This window comes from Halovenus carboxidivorans (genome assembly GCF_009831575.1).
Lineage (GTDB): Archaea > Halobacteriota > Halobacteria > Halobacteriales > Haloarculaceae > Halovenus > Halovenus carboxidivorans.
On the sequence record NZ_WUUT01000001.1, the window covers coordinates 1,033,406 to 1,051,557 of the forward strand.

The following is an 18,152-nucleotide window of genomic DNA, read 5'->3' on the forward strand; positions in this document are numbered from 1 at the left end:
CACAGTCCGATCACTCACCGAGCCACGTAGCGAGGTCGACAGTGCGCTGGTCGGGGGGCGACCCCAGGACGATCCGTCCCGCCCCGACGTCGTCGGTGACGGTCGCGCCCGCGGCGACGACCGACCCCGAGCCGATTTCGACGCCGGGGCCGACAACTGCTCCGGCACCGAGAAAGACCCCCTCGTGGAGGACGACCCGTTCGAAGACATCGTCGCGGAAGGTCATCCCGGTGTCGTCGAGGTCGTGGGTCACGCCGACGACGCTGCAGTTCGGTCCGATCTGTGTCTCGGGGCCGATGTCGGCGTTTTCGACGTAACTGCCGGCGTTGATGTCGATCCGGTCGGCGAGACGGCTCTTTTTCAGCGAAGTTCGTTCGTAGAGCCGGCAGTCGTCACCGACCGTGGAGTCGTGGACGGTGACGAACTCCCGGAGTTGCGCGTCCCCGAGCGTCGAGTCGACGACTCGCGCGGTCTCGTCGATATCGGGGGTCATCAGAGGCCGGCGGTGCCGCTGTCGGCGTCCGGCAGGTCGTACTCCTCGGCGTCGATGCCGAGTTCGTCCAGCGCCCGGCGCATGTGTTCGGTCTGTGCGTACTCCGCGCCGGCCTCCTCGCGGATGCGCTGGGTGGTGGCGAGGACTTCGCCCTTGCGTTCGTCGGGGAAGTCGAACTTGTCCGCGGTGAGTTCGATGATCAGCCCGTCGTGATCGCGAGTGTACAGCGAGTAGAAGATGCCGCGGTCGAAGACGTTGTACTTGTACCCCTTGGCTTCGAGCGAATCCGCGACCTCCTCGAAGCGCTCGGGGTCGATGTTGAAACAGAGGTGGTGCACCCCGCCCACGTCGGTCCGCTGTGGCTGACGGCTCGACGGCCGGTCGTCGCTGACGAAGAAGGTGAGAATCGTCCCGTCGCCGGTGTCGAAAAAGAGGTGTGTCTGGGACGGGTCGTCGAGGTTGGGCTGGCGGAGCACCAGCGACATGCCAAGCGTGTCGCGGTAGTACTCGATGGTGTCCTCGGCGTTCGATCCCCAGATGGTGATGTGGTCGGTTCCGGTCGTCCGGAACGGGCTCTCCGGCGGGTCCGCTGAAACGGGAATGTCTTCGTTTGCCATACCGTCATTACGGGGCGGGTGCTGAAAAAGCGGACGGCTGGACCCCGGGGAAAGAAACTCTACGTGCGTCGTTTCGCGTTTTAGCAGTGTAAAACGGGCAGGTTTAACACGATACGCTGTAACGATGCTGGTATGGCAGAACAAACACCGGTTGTCGTCGAAGCGGTTCGATCACCACAGGGGAAAGAGGACGGGGTCTACGAGAACGTCCGCAGCGAGGACTTCTCGATCCCGCTGATCAACGAGATGCTCGACCGGACGGGGCTCTCGGGCGAGGAGGTCGAGGATCTGCTGTGGGGCTGTGCCCAGCAGCGCGGCGAACAGGGCAACAACGTCGCTCGCGTGATCGCCCTGCTCAGCGACCTCGGCGAGTCCGTTCCGGCGACGACAGTCAACCGCTGGTGTGCCTCCTCCGCGGAGACGATCATGCGCGGGGCCGACGCCATCGCCGCCGGCCAGCGCGAGTGTGTCATCGCGGGCGGGATGGAGTCGATGAGTCGGGTGCCCATGGGGGAGAACACCTCCAACGTTCACCCACGGCTCAACGAGCACTACAACATCGCAGAACTCCAGATGGGAATGACCGCCGAGAAGGTCGCCGAGGAGTACGACATCAGCCGCGAGGAACAGGACGAGTACGCCGCCCGTAGCCAGCAGCGCGCCGCCGAGGCGACCGACTCCGGCCGCTTCGACGACGAAATCGTTCCGATCGAGACCGAAGACGGTCTCGTCGAGGAGGACGAAGGAATCCGTCGGGGCACGACCCCCGAGAAACTGGCCGAACTGCCGACGGTCTTCAAATCCGACGGCACCGTGACGCCCGGCAACGCCTCCCAGATCTCCGACGGCGCCGCCGGCGTGATGCTCACCAGCGAGGAGTTCGCCGAGGAACACGATCTGGACATCCTCGCGGAGGTCGGCAACCACAACGTCGCCGGCGTCGATCCGACCGTGATGGGGATCGGTCCGGTCCCCGCGGTGAAGGGGCTGTTCGAGAAGTACGACCGCGAGGCCGACGACTACGATCTGGTCGAACTCAACGAGGCCTTCGCGAGCCAGTGTCTGTACTGTCAGGAGGAACTCGGCTTCGACGACGACATCTACAACGTCAACGGCGGCGCAATCGCCGTCGGTCACCCGCTCGGGGCTTCGGGCGCTCGCCTGCCCGTGACGCTCATCCACGAGATGCAGAAACGCGACGCCGAACTCGGTCTCGCGACCGAGTGTGTCGGCTTCGGCCAGGGTGCGGCCATCGAGTTCCACCTGCGATGACATCCTCCCCGGCGTGAACGCCGGGGTTTCCTCCGTGGGAGTCTCAAGCGGTCTAAGACTCGCCGGAAGCAACATTCCCGTTGTGGTGGACGGTACTCGGGTCTGTGCGCTGTTCGTTGGGACTTTCGTGAGAGCATGGTGGCTCCGACCAAGTGTGGTCGTCCCACTTGAACCGCACGGGCCGTGCCATCGGCCTGACTGCCTGCTCTGTGTGCCGCTTCAGGAACGTTTCTGACGCCGTAAGGTCGGCGTGCCCCTCGAAGCCACACGGGCAGGTGAGCGTGCCCTGATGCCGGTTCGTTCGATCAGTGCCGCCACACTGCGGGCACTCTTGGCTGGTCCACGCTTCCGACCGAACCTCAACCGAGATACCGTATTCTTCGGCGGTAAACGCCAGTCGCTCGGTGAACTTCTTGAACGCCCAAAAGTTGTGGCTCTTGGCGTTGGTTTTGACCGACCAATAGGTTTCTAACACGTCAGTTAACCCACCGATGTACACCGTGTCTACGCCCTCAGCGTACAGCCGTTCCAACAGATCACGACACAGTGCTTCTTGTGCGTGGTCGCGGCGACGGGTTCGCTCACGGTACAGCCGCCGGATACGCTCGCTACTGTATCGACCGTTTTCGAGTTTCGACTGTAACCGGGCGATTTCCCGCGTGGTGTCACGAAATCGGTCGAACAGATCCCGACCTTCGTACAGGTATTGCTCGCCGGTTGTCGTAGTACAGGCGACGAGATTATTTGCACCAATGTCCAGAGCGGCCTTTTCGTCGGCCAGTGGAGTTGCCCGTGCATCGTCAGAAACAGTCACGGGTTGCGAAGCTCTGAAAGTCCTCTCAGTCTCGTCGTACCACAATTCCAACCGGCTTTGGTCCTCGTAGTCGGGCCAGTTCGGGTCGCCAACGACCTCCAGCCGGAGACGGGTTTTCGGGCTGTTGTGTCTGTCACGGAGTTCTTTCCCGACGACAATCTCAAGTCGGGACCGGTCGCCCCACTCGACAGTGTATGCGTCTTTACGGACGACGCCTTTGAGAACACGTCCGTCATCCTCGTTACCACGGAATCCCGGCGGTTCGGGGTGTTCCGTGACCGACGTGTTCGACTCGTCGTGGTATGCGTTCCTGTTCTCGAAGAACGATCGCCACGCTTCACTGTTTGCTCGCCGGACCGTTTGGGCGGTAGACGCACCGATCACGTCTTTGTATTTGCCTTCGAGTTTTCCGGTGTCGGCGTTCCACACGTCGCCCTCGAAGCCGTCCTCGTCATTGTAGCGCATAAGGCGCTGGTAATTGATCTCGTTCCAGAGAGCGGCGGAAGCGTCCAACAAATCCCGTAGCACCTGCTCATCGTTGTCGGAGAGTGGGCGTACGGTGAAGGTGTTGGTCCGCTTCACGACAACAGATTATTATACCTTTAGTCTTAAAGTCTTTTCGTATGCGCCCAAATATCGATATTTCACACACGCTCGGTGGCAGAGTCAAAGATTACGCAGAAGCGAACGGTCTAGACCTCTCAGAAGCCTATACAGAGGTGTTAGAAGCCGGGCTTGAAGCGTTAGAGACTCAGGACCAGCAGTGATGTAGCGGATGTTCAAAGGAGCTTACGCGATTCACGCCCGCCGTGAACGACGGGATTCTCTCGCTGTCTCAAGATAGCGTTCCGCGACGACTGACGGGAGTCGCGGGCTCGTTTCGTCTACTTTTTCAGCGTTCAGGCGAACGGGGAACCATGTCCTCCGCCATCACAGATCTATTCAACCAGATGCCGTACGCGAAGTTGCTCGGCATCGAGGTCACAGAGGCCGGCGACGGCTACGCCGAAGGCGTGTTGCCGTTCGACGACGACCTGCGCTCGAATCCGTACGGCGAAGTCGCCCACGGCGGGGCGACCTACGCGCTGGCGGACACCATCGGCGGTGCCGCGGTCATCTCGCTGACCGAGGACGTCTCGCCGACAATCGACATGCGGATCGACTATCTCGCGCCGGTCAAACGCGATATCTACGCGAGCGCCGAGGTGATCCGCCACGGTTCAGACGTCTCGCTGGCCCGGGTCGAAATCGAGGACAGCGACGGGACCCAGGTCGCGACCGCGCAGGGAACCTACAAGACCGGCGGCCAGGGTAACGAGACCGACTGGGACGGCGAGCGCGGATCGGAGCGGTTCGCTCCGGAGTCGGAGTAAGTGGCGAGCCGACAGTCGCCGGTCCAGTTTTTCCCGCGAGATCGCTCGGTTACTCGGAGGTCGCGGGCTCGGGGCGGTGTCCGCCCCCGGAGTCCGGGACCAACCGCGTCGGAACCACGCGCGTCAGAACCACCATCCCCGAGAGTTCGACCAGCGTCTGCGTGACGACGACCGCCGGCGCGAGCGCGAACTCGGCGGGCAACGCGAGCGCCAGCGGCAGTACGACGAGGGAGTTCCGGGTCACCGAGGTAAAGACGAGCGCGCGGCTCTCCCCGACACCCAACCCGAGCAGCCCGGCGGCCGCCCGAGCCAGAAGCGGCATGACGAACAGAAAGGCGATATACACAGGGACGACGGCCACAATCTGGTCGAGTGATTCCCGGACGCGAGGTAGTTGCGAGGCGATCACCGCGAACAGCGTCACGCCCATCATCGGCACCGGGAGCCAGCCCATCGTCGCCCGAACGCGGCGGCCGCGGGTCGAGCCGTCGGCCCAGTGCTGTGTCGCCCAGGCGAGCCCCAGCGGTAGGGCGATGATGACCACGAACGCCTCAACGAACGGCCCTGGCTCGACGAACTCGGCCACGCGCGGGCCGACGAACAGCCAGAGATACAGCGGGAGCGCCAGCAGTTGGACGAGCATCAACGCGGGCGTCGCGGCGGTGATCTGCTCGGCGTCGCCGCCGGCCAGTTCGGTGAAGGTGATGACGTAGTCGATACACGGCGTCAACAACACCATGAGGGCGCCGACCAGGATAGCTGGCTCCTGCGGGAGGACGCGTGTCAGCCCGAAGACGACGACCGGAACGACCAGGAAGTTCATCGAAAGCGCCGCGAGCAGAAACCGGGCGTTGCGGAACGCCGCCCGGACGCGGACGAACGGAATCTCCAGGAAGGTGACGTACAGCAGAACGGCCAGAATCGGGTTGATGAGCGGTTCGAGGAGTGACTGCGCTCCGGGAGCGACGAGCGCAGTGGCGACTGCGGCCGCGACGGCGCCGGCGTAGATGGCCACCTGATTGTGCTGGACCCACCGTTTCGAGAGAGTCATGGACGACTCATCGGCACACTCCCGAGTACGCACATGTCGTATCGGTTCGGTCCCAAGACGGAAAAACCGGGCTTTCGGTCGCGAGACCGACGGGCGGCGACGCTCACTCTCGGTTGTCCAGATAGTGCAACACGCCGCGGGTGTTCATGCGTTCTTCGCCGCGGGCGTGCTGGGCCGACCACGGGCTGTCCGTCTCCACCTGCTCGGCGAAGTACTCGACGACCGCCTCGTCGTCATCGAGTTCGTTTCGCTTGGCCTCGACGCGGTCGACCCACTCCTGGATGACCGTCGCGTACTCCGCGAGTAGGCCGTCGGTCTCGCTCCCCCCGAAGTGGCCGTAGTACAGCGCGCCCGGATCGAGGTCGTCGAGCATCTCGACGTCGGCGAGACAGCCCTCCAGATCGAAGCCCGGCGGCGGCGAGGTCTGGCGAACGCCGGGGCGGTTGGGGACGTTGATGCCCGCCGCGTCGGCGGTGAAGACGCCGTCGTTCGCGGGATCGTAGAACACCGCCTGGTGGAAGGCGTGTCCAGGCGCGTGGTGGACGTCCAGGGCGTGATCCCCGAGGTCGACCGTATCGCCGTCGTCGAGTTCGACGATCCGGTCCTCGTCGACCGGTCGGGGTTCGGCGTAGTACTCGATGCGGTCGCCGACGACCTCTTTGGTCCCCGCCCAGATCTGCGTCGGGTCGACCAGAAACTGCGCGCCGCTCTCGTAGACGTACACGTCGGCGTTCGGGCAGGCCTCGGCGAGATAGCCGACACCGCCGGCGTGGTCGAGATGGACGTGTGTCGGTGCGATTACCTCGAGTTCCTCGGGCGCGATGTCGAGTTCGGCCAGCGCCTCCAGGATCCACTCGTAGTTGCGACCGGTCCCCGAGTCGACGACCGCCGGGCGCTCCGCATCGAGGATGTAGACGGCGCCGTACTGCGGGCTCCCGTACAGTTCGACGTCGAGACAGTACAGATCCTCCGAGCCAGCGCTGGTCACCTTCGAGAGTTCCATACAGGCGCTACGTCGGCCCGGGTTGAGAAATCTACTGCTCGTCGTAGAGTCGTTCGACCCGCGCCAGCGAGTCGGCGTCGGTCGGATCGAGCGTCTCCCGGCGGCGGAGAAACCGAGGGAACCGCAGCGCGTAGCCGGAGTCGTACTCCTCCGAGCGCTGGATCTCCTCGTACTCGACTTCGAGGACGACCTCCGGCCGGAGCTCGACCGCTCGGCCGTCCCGAGAGACGATCAACTCCTCCAGTCGGTCGGTCAACTCCTCCAGTTCCTCGTCGGTGTAGCCCGTCGAGAGCCGACCGACCTCCCGGAACTCCTCGGCGTCGTCGTCGTAACAGGCGAGATAGAGACGGCCGAGCCAGTCGCTCCGGCGGCCTTCGCTGTAGATTGCCCGGGAGACGACAAGATCCAGCGGCTCCATCGTCGGTTTGACCTTCAGCATCCGACCGACCCTGGTGCCGGGCTGGTAGGTCGCCGTCGGGTTCTTGATCATCAGTCCCTCGTGGCCAGCGTCGAGCGCCTCGCGGTAGAGGTCGGTCACCGCCTCCGGTGGGTCGGCCTCGTCGTCCGCTTGCGGGTCGACTTCCGCCCGGACAGTCCGGGAGTGTTCCAGTCCCGCCCGTGGCTCGTCCGGACGGACAGAGACGTCCTCGAAACTCGCTTCGAGGCGCTCGATTCGCGTCTCGAAGGGACGTTCGATCAGCGTCTCGCCGTCGTAGAGACAGTCGAACAGGTGGGCGACGACCGGCACCTCCCGCGCCATCGACTCGACGCCGTCTTCGCGTTTGATCCGCTGTGAGAACCGCTGGAAGGGAACCGGGTCGCGGTCGTCGCCCTCGACCGTCTCGGGCGTGTAGCCGACGAGTTCGCCGTCGAGGATGGCCGACTCCGCCGTGACACCCTCGCGGACGGCGGCGACGACATCGGGGAACTGCTCGGTGATGTCTTCGAGTCGGCGGGTGAACAGACGGATCTCGTCGCCGTGCTTGTGGATCTGGACGCGGGCGCCGTCGTATTTGACCTCGGCGACGGCCGTCCCGTCCGGAGCGGCGTCGGCGAGCGCCTCGCCGAGGGACTCGCCCTTCTCCGCGAGCATCACCTGGACCGGGCGGAACAGTTCGACATCCAGTTGTTCGAGGCCGTCTCGCCCCTCCTCGCGGGCGGTCTCGGCGACGACGCGGTAGTCGTTGGTCACCTGATAGGCGCGCTCGACCGCGTCGACGGCCGCGTCGCTGCCGTCGAGAAATGCGACCGCAATCGCGTCACGGATCGTCCCCTCGCCGATGCCGACGCGCATATGTCCCAGCGCCGTCCGGACGATATACCGGGCCTCCTCGGGATCGGCGTCGGCGAGGAGGCCGGCGATCTCGTCGACGCGGCGCTGCTGGCTGCCGTCACCCTCGAAGGAGGCGATCTCACGGATCGAGTCGTGGACGCGTTCGACCGTCAGCGACTCCGAAAACAGCGTCTGCTGGGTCTGGTTGTCGACGGCCCAGGCGGCCACGTCGCCGAGATCGCCCGTCTCGCGCCACTGCTCGCGGAGGGCGGACTCGGAGACGCCGGTGGATTTGCTGATCGCGTCGAGCGTGAGCGAGGAGGAGACGCCGAGTTCCTCGCGCTGGTGGGCGGCGAACAGCCGTCCCCGAACGAGTTTGACGACGAGCGGGAGGAGATCACCCGCCTCCGCGAACGTCTCAGCGAGGATGTCCCGCTTCTCGTTGTTCGAGTCGGTGTCGGCCAGTCGCTCGTAGACCCCGACGAGTTCGGCGTACTCCATCTGGCGGGAGTAAGTGAAGCCAGGACAAAAAGCCCTGCACTGCGGCGCAGTGCTTTTGTGATCGCCGTTTGATACGTCGAGTAGTGAGTCGGAACCGCGAGCGACGCCGGGACACGCAGGCACTGAGCGGATTCAGCCGCGAGGAGGTGAGAGAGCTCACCCGACCGCTCCTTCGGGAGTGGCAGTCGAGTACCGAACTGTTCGACGTCCGTCGACGGCTGCGGTCGGTTTTTGCCGCGGGGCTCGTCGTCGTCCTGGGTCGGTTCGTGCTCTCCCCGGACGGGATCACCGGGCTGTTGCTGACGCTGTGGACGCTGCTTTCCGTTCCAGTTATGATCCTCGTCGGCTGTCTGCTCGTCCTGTTGCGGACCCCGAGCGAGGCGGCCGACGTCTGGTGGGAACACTCCGTGCCGGCGACGATCGGGCTGCTCACGCTGGCTGGTCTGGTTCGTGCCGGCGAATCGAGCCCCGGCGGCCGGGCGGCCTGGGAACTGCTGATCGACGACGAACACCCGGCGGAGACGGAGCAGTTCGGGGAGAGCGAGATCGATCGGGCGGCCGTCGGGCGGATCCGGCGGTACGTCTACTACGCCATCGTCGGGTCTGTGACGGTGACGGGTCTCGATCAGGCCACCCGAACGGGACTGCTGTCGGAGGGGTCGTCTCTCGGCGGGGTCGCGGCCAGCGGGCCGGCGCTCGTGGCACTCCTCCTCGGAGCCGTAGTCGTCGGGGCCGGCGTTGGATTCGTCATCGCGACGGTCCAGGGATAGCGGGCACATCCGGTATCGGGAAGCGGGAGAAGCAGGCAACTGATATCCGCCTGCCGTCCGAACTGCCGCCGATGATGGACGTCGACCTTCCCGACGAGATTCGGGGCCACGTCGAGAACGAGTTGGATCACCTCATCAGACACATCGACCACTTTCGGGAGGAGTGGCTCGCACAGGCCGATATCAACCCCAGCGACGACGAGGCCGTCGTCGCCTTCGCGCTGGGTGCCGTGATGATCGAGATGGAGCATTACCTCGAAGACGAGTTCGACGACGAGGACTCCGACGAGTACCTCCAGGAGGCCGCGAAGATCGTCAAAAGCGGCGTTCGGAGATTCTCAGCGCGATTCGCGAGGAGCAGATGAGCTGAAAGCGCAATCACTACGTGTCCGCCAGATCATCTCGACACATGGAACTCGGAATTGTCGGACTCGGACGGATGGGTCAGATCGTCGCCGACCGGTGTCTCGACGCCGGCCACGACGTGGTCGCCTACGACGTCGACAGCGACGCGGTCGAGGAGGTCACAGCGGCCGGAGCGCGGCCGGCGGAGACGCTCGACGAACTCGCCGGCGAACTCGGTGCGGAGAAACGCATCTGGCTGATGGTCCCGGCCGGAGAGCCGGTCGATATGGCGCTGGAAGACCTGAGCGAGCACCTCGACGGCGAGGATATCGTCATCGACGGCGGCAACTCCCACTTCGAGGACTCGGTGCGACGGGCGGAGTCGACCGAGGCCGGCTACCTCGACTGCGGGACCAGCGGCGGCCCGGCGGGTGCGGAACTGGGTTTTTCGCTTATGATCGGCGGGCCGGAGTGGGCCTACGAGGAGTGTACGCCGGTGTTCGACGCCGTCGCGACCGGCCCCGACGGCCACGACCGGATGGGGCCGAGCGGATCGGGCCACTACGTGAAGATGGTCCACAACGGCGTCGAGTACGCCCTGATGCAGGCCTACGGCGAGGGCTTCGAGTTGCTGCACAACGGCCGGTACGACCTCGACCTGGAGGCGGTCGCCCGCACCTGGAACAACGGGGCGGTGATCCGGTCCTGGCTGCTCGAACTCTGCGAAGAGGCCTTTCGGGAGGAAGGCGGCGACCTCGGGGACGTGGCGGACCACGTCGCCGGCGGCTCGACCGGGACGTGGACCGTTCAGGAGAGCCTCGAACAGGAGGTGCCGCTGCCGCTGATCTACCAGGCGCTTGCCGAGCGGTTCGCCAGCCGGTCGACCGGGGACGGGCCGGGACGGTTCTCGCGACGGCTCGCCAACCGCCTGCGGTACGGCTTCGGCCGACACGAAATCGAGCGGATGTGAGCCGCCCGGTCGCGTCGGTGCTGTTTTGACCCTCGGGAGCGAGTACCGAACCATGATCCGAGGGTACAACGACGAGGAACCGGACATCGCAGACTCCGCGTACGTCGACCCGCAGGCGACGATCATCGGTGACGTGACGATCGGACCGGACGCGACGATCCTCCCCGGAGCCGTGTTGCGCGGCGACGGCGGGGAGATCGTCCTCGAAGCGAAGGCGAACGTCCAGGACAACGTGACGATCCACGCCGACGAGCCGACCTATCAGGTCGTTCTCGAAGAGAACGCCGCGGTCGGGCACAACGCAATCGTGCACAACGCGACGATTGGGGAGCACTCGCTGGTCGGAATGCACGCGACGGTACTCGACGATGCCGTTCTCGAACCGTACAGCGCCGTCGCCGCGAAGACGCTGGTCATGGAAGACCAGACGATTCCATCGTACACGATGGCTGGCGGCCGACCCGCCGAGACCATCAAGGAGGACCTACCAGAGGACAGCATGCTCTTCCAGGCGGCGGAGTTCTACGTCGAGCGCGCGAAGGGACTCGAAGCGGGCCGGATTATCGAGGAGTAGACTGTTCAGGAGAGTTGTCGTGACTGTGCGTCGAGGCGCTCGCGGAGCACGTCGTCGACGAGGACGGCGCCGTCGCCCCGGACGGTGACGGTGTGATCGGGCACCTCGAAGGTGAGTTCCCACTCGGTGTGTTCGGAAGCCGCGAGCGTCGCCAGCGCTCCGGTCTCGACGTACTCGGCGAGCGAGTACGAGAGCGCCTGCGGTGAGCAGTCCTCCGCCTCCGCAATCGCTCCGACGACGGCCGTGAGAACCTCGTGGCGTCGAGTCATGAGTTCACCGACTCGCCGTGGAAGTAACAGCCCTCGATCAGGTGGGCGGGAATCTCCTCGGACTGGTCGACCGCCAAGAGGACGCTCGCGACATCCGCGAACTGCGGTCCGCGCGCCACGGTGAACGGGTCGCGCTCCCACTCGATGAAGCCACCCTCCGCCATCAGCGGCAGGTGTTCGTGGACCAGATTCGTCGTGAGCAGTTCGGGGTCGAGGCGGTACTCCGGGGAGTTCGCCGCCTCCGGCAACGACAGAGAGGCATCGGCGTCGGCCTCCAGCAGCGACCCGATGATCTGGCGTCGGGTGCCGGACTGCAACGTCCGATAGATCTGACGCCACCGGTCGGCGAGTGATTCGACTGATTCCATTGCCATGATATATTCAACGAGAGATAAATTAGTTTCGGTGAACACCACCGCAATCCCGGCGGAGAACGGCGCTACGGTGAAGACAGCCGGAGAATCGCCGCAGAAATCAGTCCTCTGCGGGTTCGACGATGCCCTCGACCGTCTCCAGTTCGAGGCCGCCGCCGATGGTCCGGTTGGGGTAGGGGATGTTGATCCCTTCCTCGTCGAACCGCTCTTTGACCGCGGTGACGTACTCGCCGCGGACCTTCACGAAGTCGGCACGGCTCGGGTCCGAGATCCAGATCCGGGACTGCAGGCCGACCGAGGAGTCACCGAGTTCGACCAGTCGGACCGACGGGGCGGGGTCGTCGAGGATACCGTCGTGGTTCTCGGCCTCCTCGACGATGATCTCGGTGGCTTTGTCGATGTTGTCGTCGTAGCCGATGCCGAAGACGAACTTCAGTCGTAGCGTCTCCTTCGCGACGGGATTTTTGATCACGTCGCTCATCAACACGCCGTTGGGCACCGTCAGCAGTTCGTTATCGAAGGTCCGGACGCGAGTGACCCGGAGGCTGATGTCCTCGACGACACCGGCGTTGTCGCCCCACTCGATCCAGTCACCGATCCGGAACGGTTTATCGGTGTAGATGAAGATCCCGGCGACGAAGTTTTTGATCACGTCCTGGAGTGCGAACCCGATGGCCAGCGTGGCGGCCGCGGCGATGGTCGCGATAGCCTGGAGGAAGTTGCCGAACCCGGCCGTCCCGAAGGCCGTCGACAGCGCGATCAGAAAGATCAGGAATTTCTTGAGCTTCTGGAGCGGCTTCCGGGCGTGTTCGTCGAGTCCCCGGGCGCGCATCGCCCGGGTGACGAGCGGCGCGATGGTCAACTGGCCCAGGACGTAGATGATCACGAACACGGCGACGAAGACGAGAAGTTGTGCAATCGTCTGGGCGTACGGGACTCCCACCTGACCCAACTGGTCCGCCACCGGGCCGACGGAGGCAACGGTCGCCGTCACCGTTCTAGCACCGCGGTGTGACCGCGCGTCTGGACGACAGTCGCGTTCGTCCGCTCGGCCAGTTCGGTCGCCAACTCCTCGGTATCGCCCTCCGCTCGGGCCGCACGGTGGAATTTGATCTTGACGAACTCCTGGTTGTCCAGTTGCTCGTCCAGTTCGTCTACGACCGCACCGATCCCGCGCTTGCCCACCCAGAGGGTGACCTCCAAGTTATGAATCCGCTGTTTCCGCGTGCTCATGCTGTGTGAGTTTATCAGGTCACGTAGTTAAAAGTAGGCAAGTAGGTCCCGGTGGTCACTGCCCGTCGTAGGGGTATCGGTCCTGCTCGCCGCAGTCACAGGTGACGACGACGTGGCCCGTGCGCAGTCGAACGCGGGCGTTCGCGCCCGGACGGAGATAGGCGTCACACCGGTCGCAGGTGTACCGGACGAACTGGCGGGGAAGCGAGAGACGGTTGCGCTCGGCGATCCGGCGGGCGCGGCGGACGTACCGGCGGGCGCGGTCGTGGTTGCCCTCGGCCGCGGCTTCCCGGGCCAGCTCGGAGAGTCGCTCGATCCGCTCGCTCGCGATGCTCACACGAGAAGGTAACAGGGACACCGAAATGAGCGTTGCGTCCGGCGGCGGCCCCGAGCACGCAGATTTTTATTCGGCAGTGACCTACCCGCTGGTATGACGGCGCTTTCTTTCGACGAACACGGTGTCGACGTAGTCTACGAGGGGACCGAGTTCCGCCTCGAAAAGGAACTCATCGAGGAGGCCATAGAGAAGGAGTACCCCGAGGTGACCGACCACGAGGTGTTGAAGATAATCGAAGAAAACCCCGCGCTGTCGGGAGAACCGCGTCGGGTCGAAGAAATACTGGCGTAGTTACGCTTCGACGGACTCGACGGCCTGCTCGGAGGCTTCCTGGACCTGGCTCTGGATCTCTTCGGCCTGCTCCTGAATCTCCTCGACCTGCTCGGCTAGCTCGTCGACGGCGTCGACGGACTGGTCTTCGAGTTCCTCGTGAGCGTCGAGCAGGAGGTCGAGTTGCTCCTCGAGCACGTCGAGGTACTCCTCGCTCAGTTCGTCGATGTTGTCGATGCCGTCCTCGACCTCCCCCGTGAGGTTCGCGAACAGTTCTTCGTGGTTCTCCAGCAGGGCGTCGTACTGCTCGTCGATGGAGTCACGCATCTCGACGACGGTGTCCTCGGTGCCGGGGACGTTGGCCTCGACGGCGTCGAGGATGCTGTGGACGAGATCCTGGTTGAGTTCGACCGCACTGCGCTGGACCGACTCGGAGGCGTCGAGGCTGTCGACCGCCGCCTCGCCGACTCGCTGCTGGAGATCCAGCGTCTGTTCGAGCGCCTGCTGTCCCTGTTCGAGTGACTTCCGCTGCAGTTCGAATGTCGCCTTGACCGGTTGGGTGTAGTCTACCATCGTTGTTCTATCATTAACTACGACTGATAACTATATAATACTTTCCCTATTAGACCACTTGCTACCATTGAGTACCACAGGCAGTAGGAAAATGCTACGTCCGACCGTCCGACGATGCTACCCACGTGGGAGTTTTTGAACGCCGCCGCGGGCCACCAGAGTGTAAGTAACCGTATTAGTATCGTAGTAAAAACACCGATACAGGACTCGATAGGGTGAATTAACCGAACTGGCCAGCAAAATTAAGTACCGGAGTCCGAAAGAGTGTGTGTACGATGGAACAGTCAGATGTTCACGCCGAAACGCACCGCGAGGTGCTACGGGCCGGACTGGATGGGGAAACGGGGGACCTGTTGCTCGTCAATCCGACAGCGGAGACGATGCAGGCCGCCGTCGAGATGTACAGGGACGGGGAGTCACTGCCGGCGATCAAACTGTTCGCCGACGAGGAGCCACTCAAGGCGCTGACCGAGGATTTCATCATCGCGAGCGGCATCGCCGATCTCGTCGACGACGGCGTCTTCGAGGTGCGGACGCTCTCGGCCGTGCCCCGGCACTCCCTGCTCGTAACCGAGACGTTCGTGCTGTCGTTCGTGCAGGGGGCCGCCGGCGTCGCGGGGCTGCGGACGACCGACGAGTCGTTCGTGGCCGACACATACGAGGAGTACAGCCAGCGGTGGGCCGACGCGGAGGTGTTCTCGCTGCGGACGCCGCCGCTGTCACACGTCCGCGAGACCCTCGAAGAGGACATCGGCCCCGAGGCCGTCGAGGATTTCGACCGGATTCTCGACAGCCTCGACACGGCGAAAGGCGACGGCGAGGGCCTCGACGAGGTGACGATTTCGCTTCTGGTCGCGGCCAACAACGGCGAACTGCTCTACGACATCAGCCGGTGGGGCGAGGACATCCGGCTGGCCAGCAAGGCGACGTTCTCCCGGAACAAGAATCTCCTCGAAGAGGCCGGGCTGATCGACACCGAAAAGGTACCGATCGACATCGGCCGGCCGCGGTTGCGGCTGCTGCTCGGGGACAGTTCGCTGGAGGCCGCCGAAATCGAGGAGGTCGCCGCGGAAGCAGAACAGCGCCTCGACTCCGTATAGCCGGGACGGGAAGCCTGGTTTTTTGACCCCGGTTGCCGTCTTGCCGGTATGACAGTCGGGATCATCGGCTCCGGCCCCGCGGTCGTCACCGTCCAGGCCGCGCTGGTCGACGCCGATACCACACGGATCGACGTGGACGCCCTCGGAACGACGGAGCTTGCGGTCGTCATCGGGACGGCCGGCGATCCGGTCTTCGCCGAGGCCAACGAGCGAGCGCTGGAGACGGAGACGCCCTGGATCGCGGTCGAACTCGGCGGCCTGGGTGGAATCGCCGTCGCGGACGCCTCCGTGAGCTGTTTCGAGCCCGGAGCGGGCTGTTACGAGTGTCTCAGCGGCCGCGTGACGGCGAATCTCGACCGCCAGCCCGACCCGCGTACGCCCGAGACGGCGACCGGCCGGTTCGCGGGTGCAATCGCCGGCCGCGAGGCCGCGAGCGCTCTTGCCGGCGAGTCGATCGGCGGCCAGGTGATCACCCTCCCCTACGAGCAGCGACGGCTGCTCCCGCTGCCGAACTGCGTCTGCGATCCGGGCGACCGGGGCGAACTCGACCGGTCGGACGGGGCGCGGGACGTCGAGGCGGCGCTGGCCCGAGCGGAGCAGTCTCTCGACGACACGATTGGAATCGTCCAGGAGGTCGGGGAGGTCGAATCGTTCCCGGTGCCGTACTACCTCGCACAGAGCTGTGAGACCGCGGGCTTCAGCGACGCCAGCGCCAGCCGAGAGGCCGCCGGCGTCGATCCCGACTGGAACGCGGCGTTCATGAAGGCCCTCGGGGAGGGGCTCGAACGGTACTGTGCCGGGGTCTACCGGGGCGAACGCCTCGAACACGGTGCCCCCGAGTCCGTCGAGGGGGCCGTCCCGCCGAGTGCGTTCGTCTGCGAGCACGAACCGGATCCAGCCGAGCCCATCGAGTGGGTTCCCGGCGAGGAGTTGGCCGGCGGCGACCGGCGACTGCTGCCGGCAGAGTTCGTCTATCATCCGCCGCCGGAGCACCGGTATCACCCGCCAGTGACGACCGGCCTCGGACTCGGTAACTCGACCGTCGAGGCGCTTCTGTCGGGGCTGTACGAGGTGATCGAGCGGGACGCGATGATGCTCGCCTGGCACAGCAGTTTCGAGCCGCTGGGGCTGGCCGTCGAGGACGAGACCTACGAGACGATGGTCAGGCGGGCCGACTCGGAGGGGTATGCCGTCCAGACGCTGTTACTCACGCAGGATGTCGACGTGCCGGTCGTCGCGACCGCGGTGACCGGCGACGAGTGGCCCGAACTGGCCTTCGGGACGGCCGCAGATCTGGACGTGACCGCCGCGGCCGAATCCGCGCTCGCGGAGGCGTTGCAGAACTGGACGGAACTCCGGGGGATGGGGCCGGAGGAGGCCGCCGACGCGATGGGCGCAATCGGGCGATACGCGAGCGATCCCGGCCCAGCGGCGGCCTTCGTCGACCCGGAGACGACCGTGCCGGCGTCCTCGGTCGGTCCAGATTCCGTCCCCGACGGGGAAGCGGAACTGGACAACGTCCTCGACAAATTAGACGACGCCGGACTCGACGCCTACGGTGCGCGCCTGACGACCCGGGACGTCGACCAACTGGGTTTCGAGGCCGTGCGAGCGGTCGTGCCGGCGGCACAGCCGCTCACCTTCGGGGAGTCGTACTTCGGCGAGCGGGCGACGACGGTGCCCGGGCAGATGGGTTTCGAGGCCCGACTGGACGCCGAGCACCACCCGTTCCCGTGAGCGGGCGTCAGATCCCGAAGGCGACTCGGATCATGTCACGGGTGCCGGGGCCGAGACCGACCGCGACGATTGCCCCGAGCAACATCACCGCGAAACGCGGGCTCTCCTCGAAGAACTCCTCGTCGAAGACCGCGAGAATCAGGACGGGAACGAGCAGTTTGACGAAGAAAAACGGCCAGGCGGTGCCGACGTAGATCCCCCCAATCTCAGGGCCGCCTTGAATCGCGCTGGTCACGTCCATGATCGCCTGGTTGAACGGGTGTTTCGCGCCGTACTCGCCGAGACCCCAGAGCTGTGTCCAGTCGTTGGCCAGGACGTTCGCGATGCCGTCGACGGCGTGGCCCCAGACGACGACCAGCCCCATCAGCCCGGTCCCGGCGTTGGTCGCGGGATCGAAGCGGTCGACGCCCAGGTAAACCAGCGCCGCGGAGGCCGTCGCGATGCCGACGACGATCACCAGAATCGAGGGGTGAAGCGTGATCCAGTCGTTGGTCCGGGATAGATAGAGCAGGTAGCCGAAGGTGCCGACGAGCCAGCCGACACCGAGGCCAGCCAGCGGGTAGTAGAAGGTCTCGGTGATCTCGGCGTGAGCGAGATACTTGGCGACCAGAAACGAGGAGAGGGCGACGAAAAAGACCGTGAAGTAGATGAACGGACTGATCAACGCGGCGCTGGCTGGGAACTCGATGGCCGGTGTTTCGCCGGCCGCTCGTGCGGCCACGAAGGAGTCCTCGACGACCCGGAGCGCGCCGCCGAACAGCATGAACGGCACCAGCGCGTAGAAAAAGCGGTCGTACGGGGAGAGATCGAACCGGTCCAGGAGGAGATAGACGCCGCCGAGCATGAACACCAGCACGAGGATGTAGCTGATCGTCGAGACGACGGTGTAGCCGGGTTCGGCGACGAAGACCCCCTCGACGCGGGCACAGCCCTCCGCGGCGGTCGCACCGGGGACGACGTCGCCGCTGGTGCGCTGGTAGACGAGACAGTCGACCCCCTGGGAGTCGGCCTCGACCGGCCCCCAGAAGTACCGCCAGAGAAAGCCGTAGTAGACCCGCTCAGTGAAGACGACTGCCGCGGTGGCGATTGTGAGGACGCCGGCGACCAGCGTGCCGAGCCAGGCGACCTCCGGACGAATCCCGTACCGCTCGAGCAGTTCCATACCTGACAGGCGGAGGCCGACCCAATTGAGGATTCCGGTCT

General features: G+C 65.0%; 23 protein-coding genes. 10 read left to right on the forward strand and 13 right to left on the reverse strand.

Annotated features, from left to right (window positions below):
• Positions 1-10 precede the first annotated feature (10 nt).
• Together GRX03_RS05220 and GRX03_RS05225 are read right to left on the reverse strand one after the other, a co-directional pair.
• Positions 11-493: an acyltransferase gene (locus GRX03_RS05220; RefSeq protein ID WP_159763088.1), complete on the reverse strand. Its 483-nt coding sequence runs from the start codon at positions 491-493 to the stop codon at positions 11-13.
• The gene (locus tag GRX03_RS05225) at positions 493-1,110 is read right to left on the reverse strand and encodes a VOC family protein (RefSeq protein WP_159763089.1); all 618 of its coding nucleotides are present in this window, start codon (positions 1,108-1,110) and stop codon (positions 493-495) included. Before GRX03_RS05225 ends, GRX03_RS05220 begins: the two co-directional genes overlap by 1 nt.
• A 132-nt stretch (positions 1,111-1,242) precedes the next feature.
• Here GRX03_RS05225 and GRX03_RS05230 point away from each other — a divergent pair, with 132 nt between their 5' ends.
• Positions 1,243-2,382 (forward strand): thiolase family protein, encoded by a 1,140-nt coding sequence (locus GRX03_RS05230; protein ID WP_159763090.1) that lies wholly within the window; start codon positions 1,243-1,245, stop codon positions 2,380-2,382.
• A gap of 52 nt (positions 2,383-2,434) precedes the next feature.
• Here GRX03_RS05230 and GRX03_RS05235 read toward each other — a convergent pair whose 3' ends face one another.
• On the reverse strand, positions 2,435-3,778 hold the full coding sequence (locus tag GRX03_RS05235) for an RNA-guided endonuclease InsQ/TnpB family protein (RefSeq protein WP_368278019.1): 1,344 nt from the start codon (positions 3,776-3,778) through the stop codon (positions 2,435-2,437).
• 41 nt (positions 3,779-3,819) lie between these two features.
• Here GRX03_RS05235 and GRX03_RS05240 point away from each other — a divergent pair, with 41 nt between their 5' ends.
• Together GRX03_RS05240 and GRX03_RS05245 are read left to right on the forward strand one after the other, a co-directional pair.
• Positions 3,820-3,963, forward strand: a complete 144-nt coding sequence (locus GRX03_RS05240; protein WP_159763091.1) for a hypothetical protein — start codon at positions 3,820-3,822, stop codon at positions 3,961-3,963.
• 150 nt (positions 3,964-4,113) lie between these two features.
• Complete coding sequence (locus GRX03_RS05245) at positions 4,114-4,569, forward strand: PaaI family thioesterase (protein WP_159763092.1); 456 nt, start codon at positions 4,114-4,116, stop codon at positions 4,567-4,569.
• Between the two features lie 49 nt (positions 4,570-4,618).
• On the opposite strand, the gene GRX03_RS05250 is transcribed toward GRX03_RS05245, so the two are convergent.
• From GRX03_RS05250 to GRX03_RS05260, 3 genes are all read right to left on the reverse strand, one after another.
• Positions 4,619-5,620, reverse strand: coding sequence for an arsenic resistance protein (locus tag GRX03_RS05250; protein WP_159763093.1), 1,002 nt, complete (start codon positions 5,618-5,620; stop codon positions 4,619-4,621).
• A 103-nt stretch (positions 5,621-5,723) separates the two neighbouring features.
• Complete coding sequence (locus tag GRX03_RS05255; protein WP_159763094.1) at positions 5,724-6,623, reverse strand: MBL fold metallo-hydrolase; 900 nt, start codon at positions 6,621-6,623, stop codon at positions 5,724-5,726.
• Between the two features lie 31 nt (positions 6,624-6,654).
• Positions 6,655-8,397, reverse strand: coding sequence for an ATP-dependent DNA ligase (locus tag GRX03_RS05260; protein WP_159763095.1), 1,743 nt, complete (start codon positions 8,395-8,397; stop codon positions 6,655-6,657).
• A gap of 83 nt (positions 8,398-8,480) precedes the next feature.
• Here GRX03_RS05260 and GRX03_RS05265 point away from each other — a divergent pair, with 83 nt between their 5' ends.
• The 4 genes from GRX03_RS05265 (at position 8,481) to GRX03_RS05280 (ending at position 11,056) form a co-directional block, all read left to right on the forward strand.
• Entirely contained in the window at positions 8,481-9,167 is a 687-nt protein-coding gene (locus tag GRX03_RS05265; protein WP_159763096.1) for a hypothetical protein, read from the forward strand.
• A 71-nt stretch (positions 9,168-9,238) separates the two neighbouring features.
• Positions 9,239-9,532, forward strand: coding sequence for a hypothetical protein (locus GRX03_RS05270; RefSeq protein ID WP_159763097.1), 294 nt, complete (start codon positions 9,239-9,241; stop codon positions 9,530-9,532).
• Positions 9,533-9,552: 20 nt separating this feature from the next.
• A complete protein-coding gene (gene gnd / locus GRX03_RS05275; RefSeq protein WP_368278022.1) occupies positions 9,553-10,482 on the forward strand; it encodes a phosphogluconate dehydrogenase (NAD(+)-dependent, decarboxylating) in 930 nt (309 codons plus the stop codon).
• 52 nt (positions 10,483-10,534) lie between these two features.
• Entirely contained in the window at positions 10,535-11,056 is a 522-nt protein-coding gene (locus GRX03_RS05280) for a gamma carbonic anhydrase family protein (protein ID WP_159763099.1), read from the forward strand.
• A gap of 5 nt (positions 11,057-11,061) precedes the next feature.
• On the opposite strand, the gene GRX03_RS05285 is transcribed toward GRX03_RS05280, so the two are convergent.
• The 5 genes from GRX03_RS05285 to GRX03_RS05305 form a co-directional block, all read right to left on the reverse strand.
• Positions 11,062-11,325 (reverse strand): HalOD1 output domain-containing protein, encoded by a 264-nt coding sequence (locus GRX03_RS05285; RefSeq protein WP_159763100.1) that lies wholly within the window; start codon positions 11,323-11,325, stop codon positions 11,062-11,064.
• Positions 11,322-11,693 carry a hypothetical protein gene (locus GRX03_RS05290; protein ID WP_159763101.1) on the reverse strand — a complete coding sequence of 124 codons (372 nt, stop codon included), beginning with the start codon at positions 11,691-11,693 and terminating at the stop codon, positions 11,322-11,324. Before GRX03_RS05290 ends, GRX03_RS05285 begins: the two co-directional genes overlap by 4 nt.
• A 106-nt stretch (positions 11,694-11,799) precedes the next feature.
• Positions 11,800-12,693 (reverse strand): mechanosensitive ion channel family protein, encoded by an 894-nt coding sequence (locus tag GRX03_RS05295; RefSeq protein WP_368278025.1) that lies wholly within the window; start codon positions 12,691-12,693, stop codon positions 11,800-11,802.
• The gene (locus GRX03_RS05300; RefSeq protein ID WP_159763102.1) at positions 12,690-12,932 is read right to left on the reverse strand and encodes a YhbY family RNA-binding protein; all 243 of its coding nucleotides are present in this window, start codon (positions 12,930-12,932) and stop codon (positions 12,690-12,692) included. Before GRX03_RS05300 ends, GRX03_RS05295 begins: the two co-directional genes overlap by 4 nt.
• Before the next feature lie 55 nt (positions 12,933-12,987).
• Positions 12,988-13,269 carry a ribonuclease P protein component 4 gene (locus GRX03_RS05305; RefSeq protein WP_368278028.1) on the reverse strand — a complete coding sequence of 94 codons (282 nt, stop codon included), beginning with the start codon at positions 13,267-13,269 and terminating at the stop codon, positions 12,988-12,990.
• Between the two features lie 93 nt (positions 13,270-13,362).
• Between GRX03_RS05305 and GRX03_RS05310 the strand changes: the two genes are divergently transcribed.
• A complete protein-coding gene (locus tag GRX03_RS05310) occupies positions 13,363-13,560 on the forward strand; it encodes a DUF5800 family protein (protein ID WP_159763103.1) in 198 nt (65 codons plus the stop codon).
• On the opposite strand, the gene GRX03_RS05315 is transcribed toward GRX03_RS05310, so the two are convergent.
• Positions 13,561-14,112, reverse strand: coding sequence for a hypothetical protein (locus GRX03_RS05315; RefSeq protein WP_159763104.1), 552 nt, complete (start codon positions 14,110-14,112; stop codon positions 13,561-13,563). It abuts the gene before it with no gap.
• A gap of 275 nt (positions 14,113-14,387) precedes the next feature.
• Between GRX03_RS05315 and tbsP the strand changes: the two genes are divergently transcribed.
• A complete protein-coding gene (gene tbsP / locus GRX03_RS05320) occupies positions 14,388-15,212 on the forward strand; it encodes a transcriptional regulator TbsP (RefSeq protein WP_159763105.1) in 825 nt (274 codons plus the stop codon).
• A gap of 48 nt (positions 15,213-15,260) precedes the next feature.
• Positions 15,261-16,949, forward strand: a complete 1,689-nt coding sequence (locus GRX03_RS05325; protein WP_159763106.1) for a YcaO-like family protein — start codon at positions 15,261-15,263, stop codon at positions 16,947-16,949.
• Between the two features lie 7 nt (positions 16,950-16,956).
• On the opposite strand, the gene GRX03_RS05330 is transcribed toward GRX03_RS05325, so the two are convergent.
• Positions 16,957-18,111 (reverse strand): DUF63 family protein, encoded by a 1,155-nt coding sequence (locus tag GRX03_RS05330; protein WP_159763107.1) that lies wholly within the window; start codon positions 18,109-18,111, stop codon positions 16,957-16,959.
• Between the last annotated feature and the right edge of the window lie 41 nt (positions 18,112-18,152).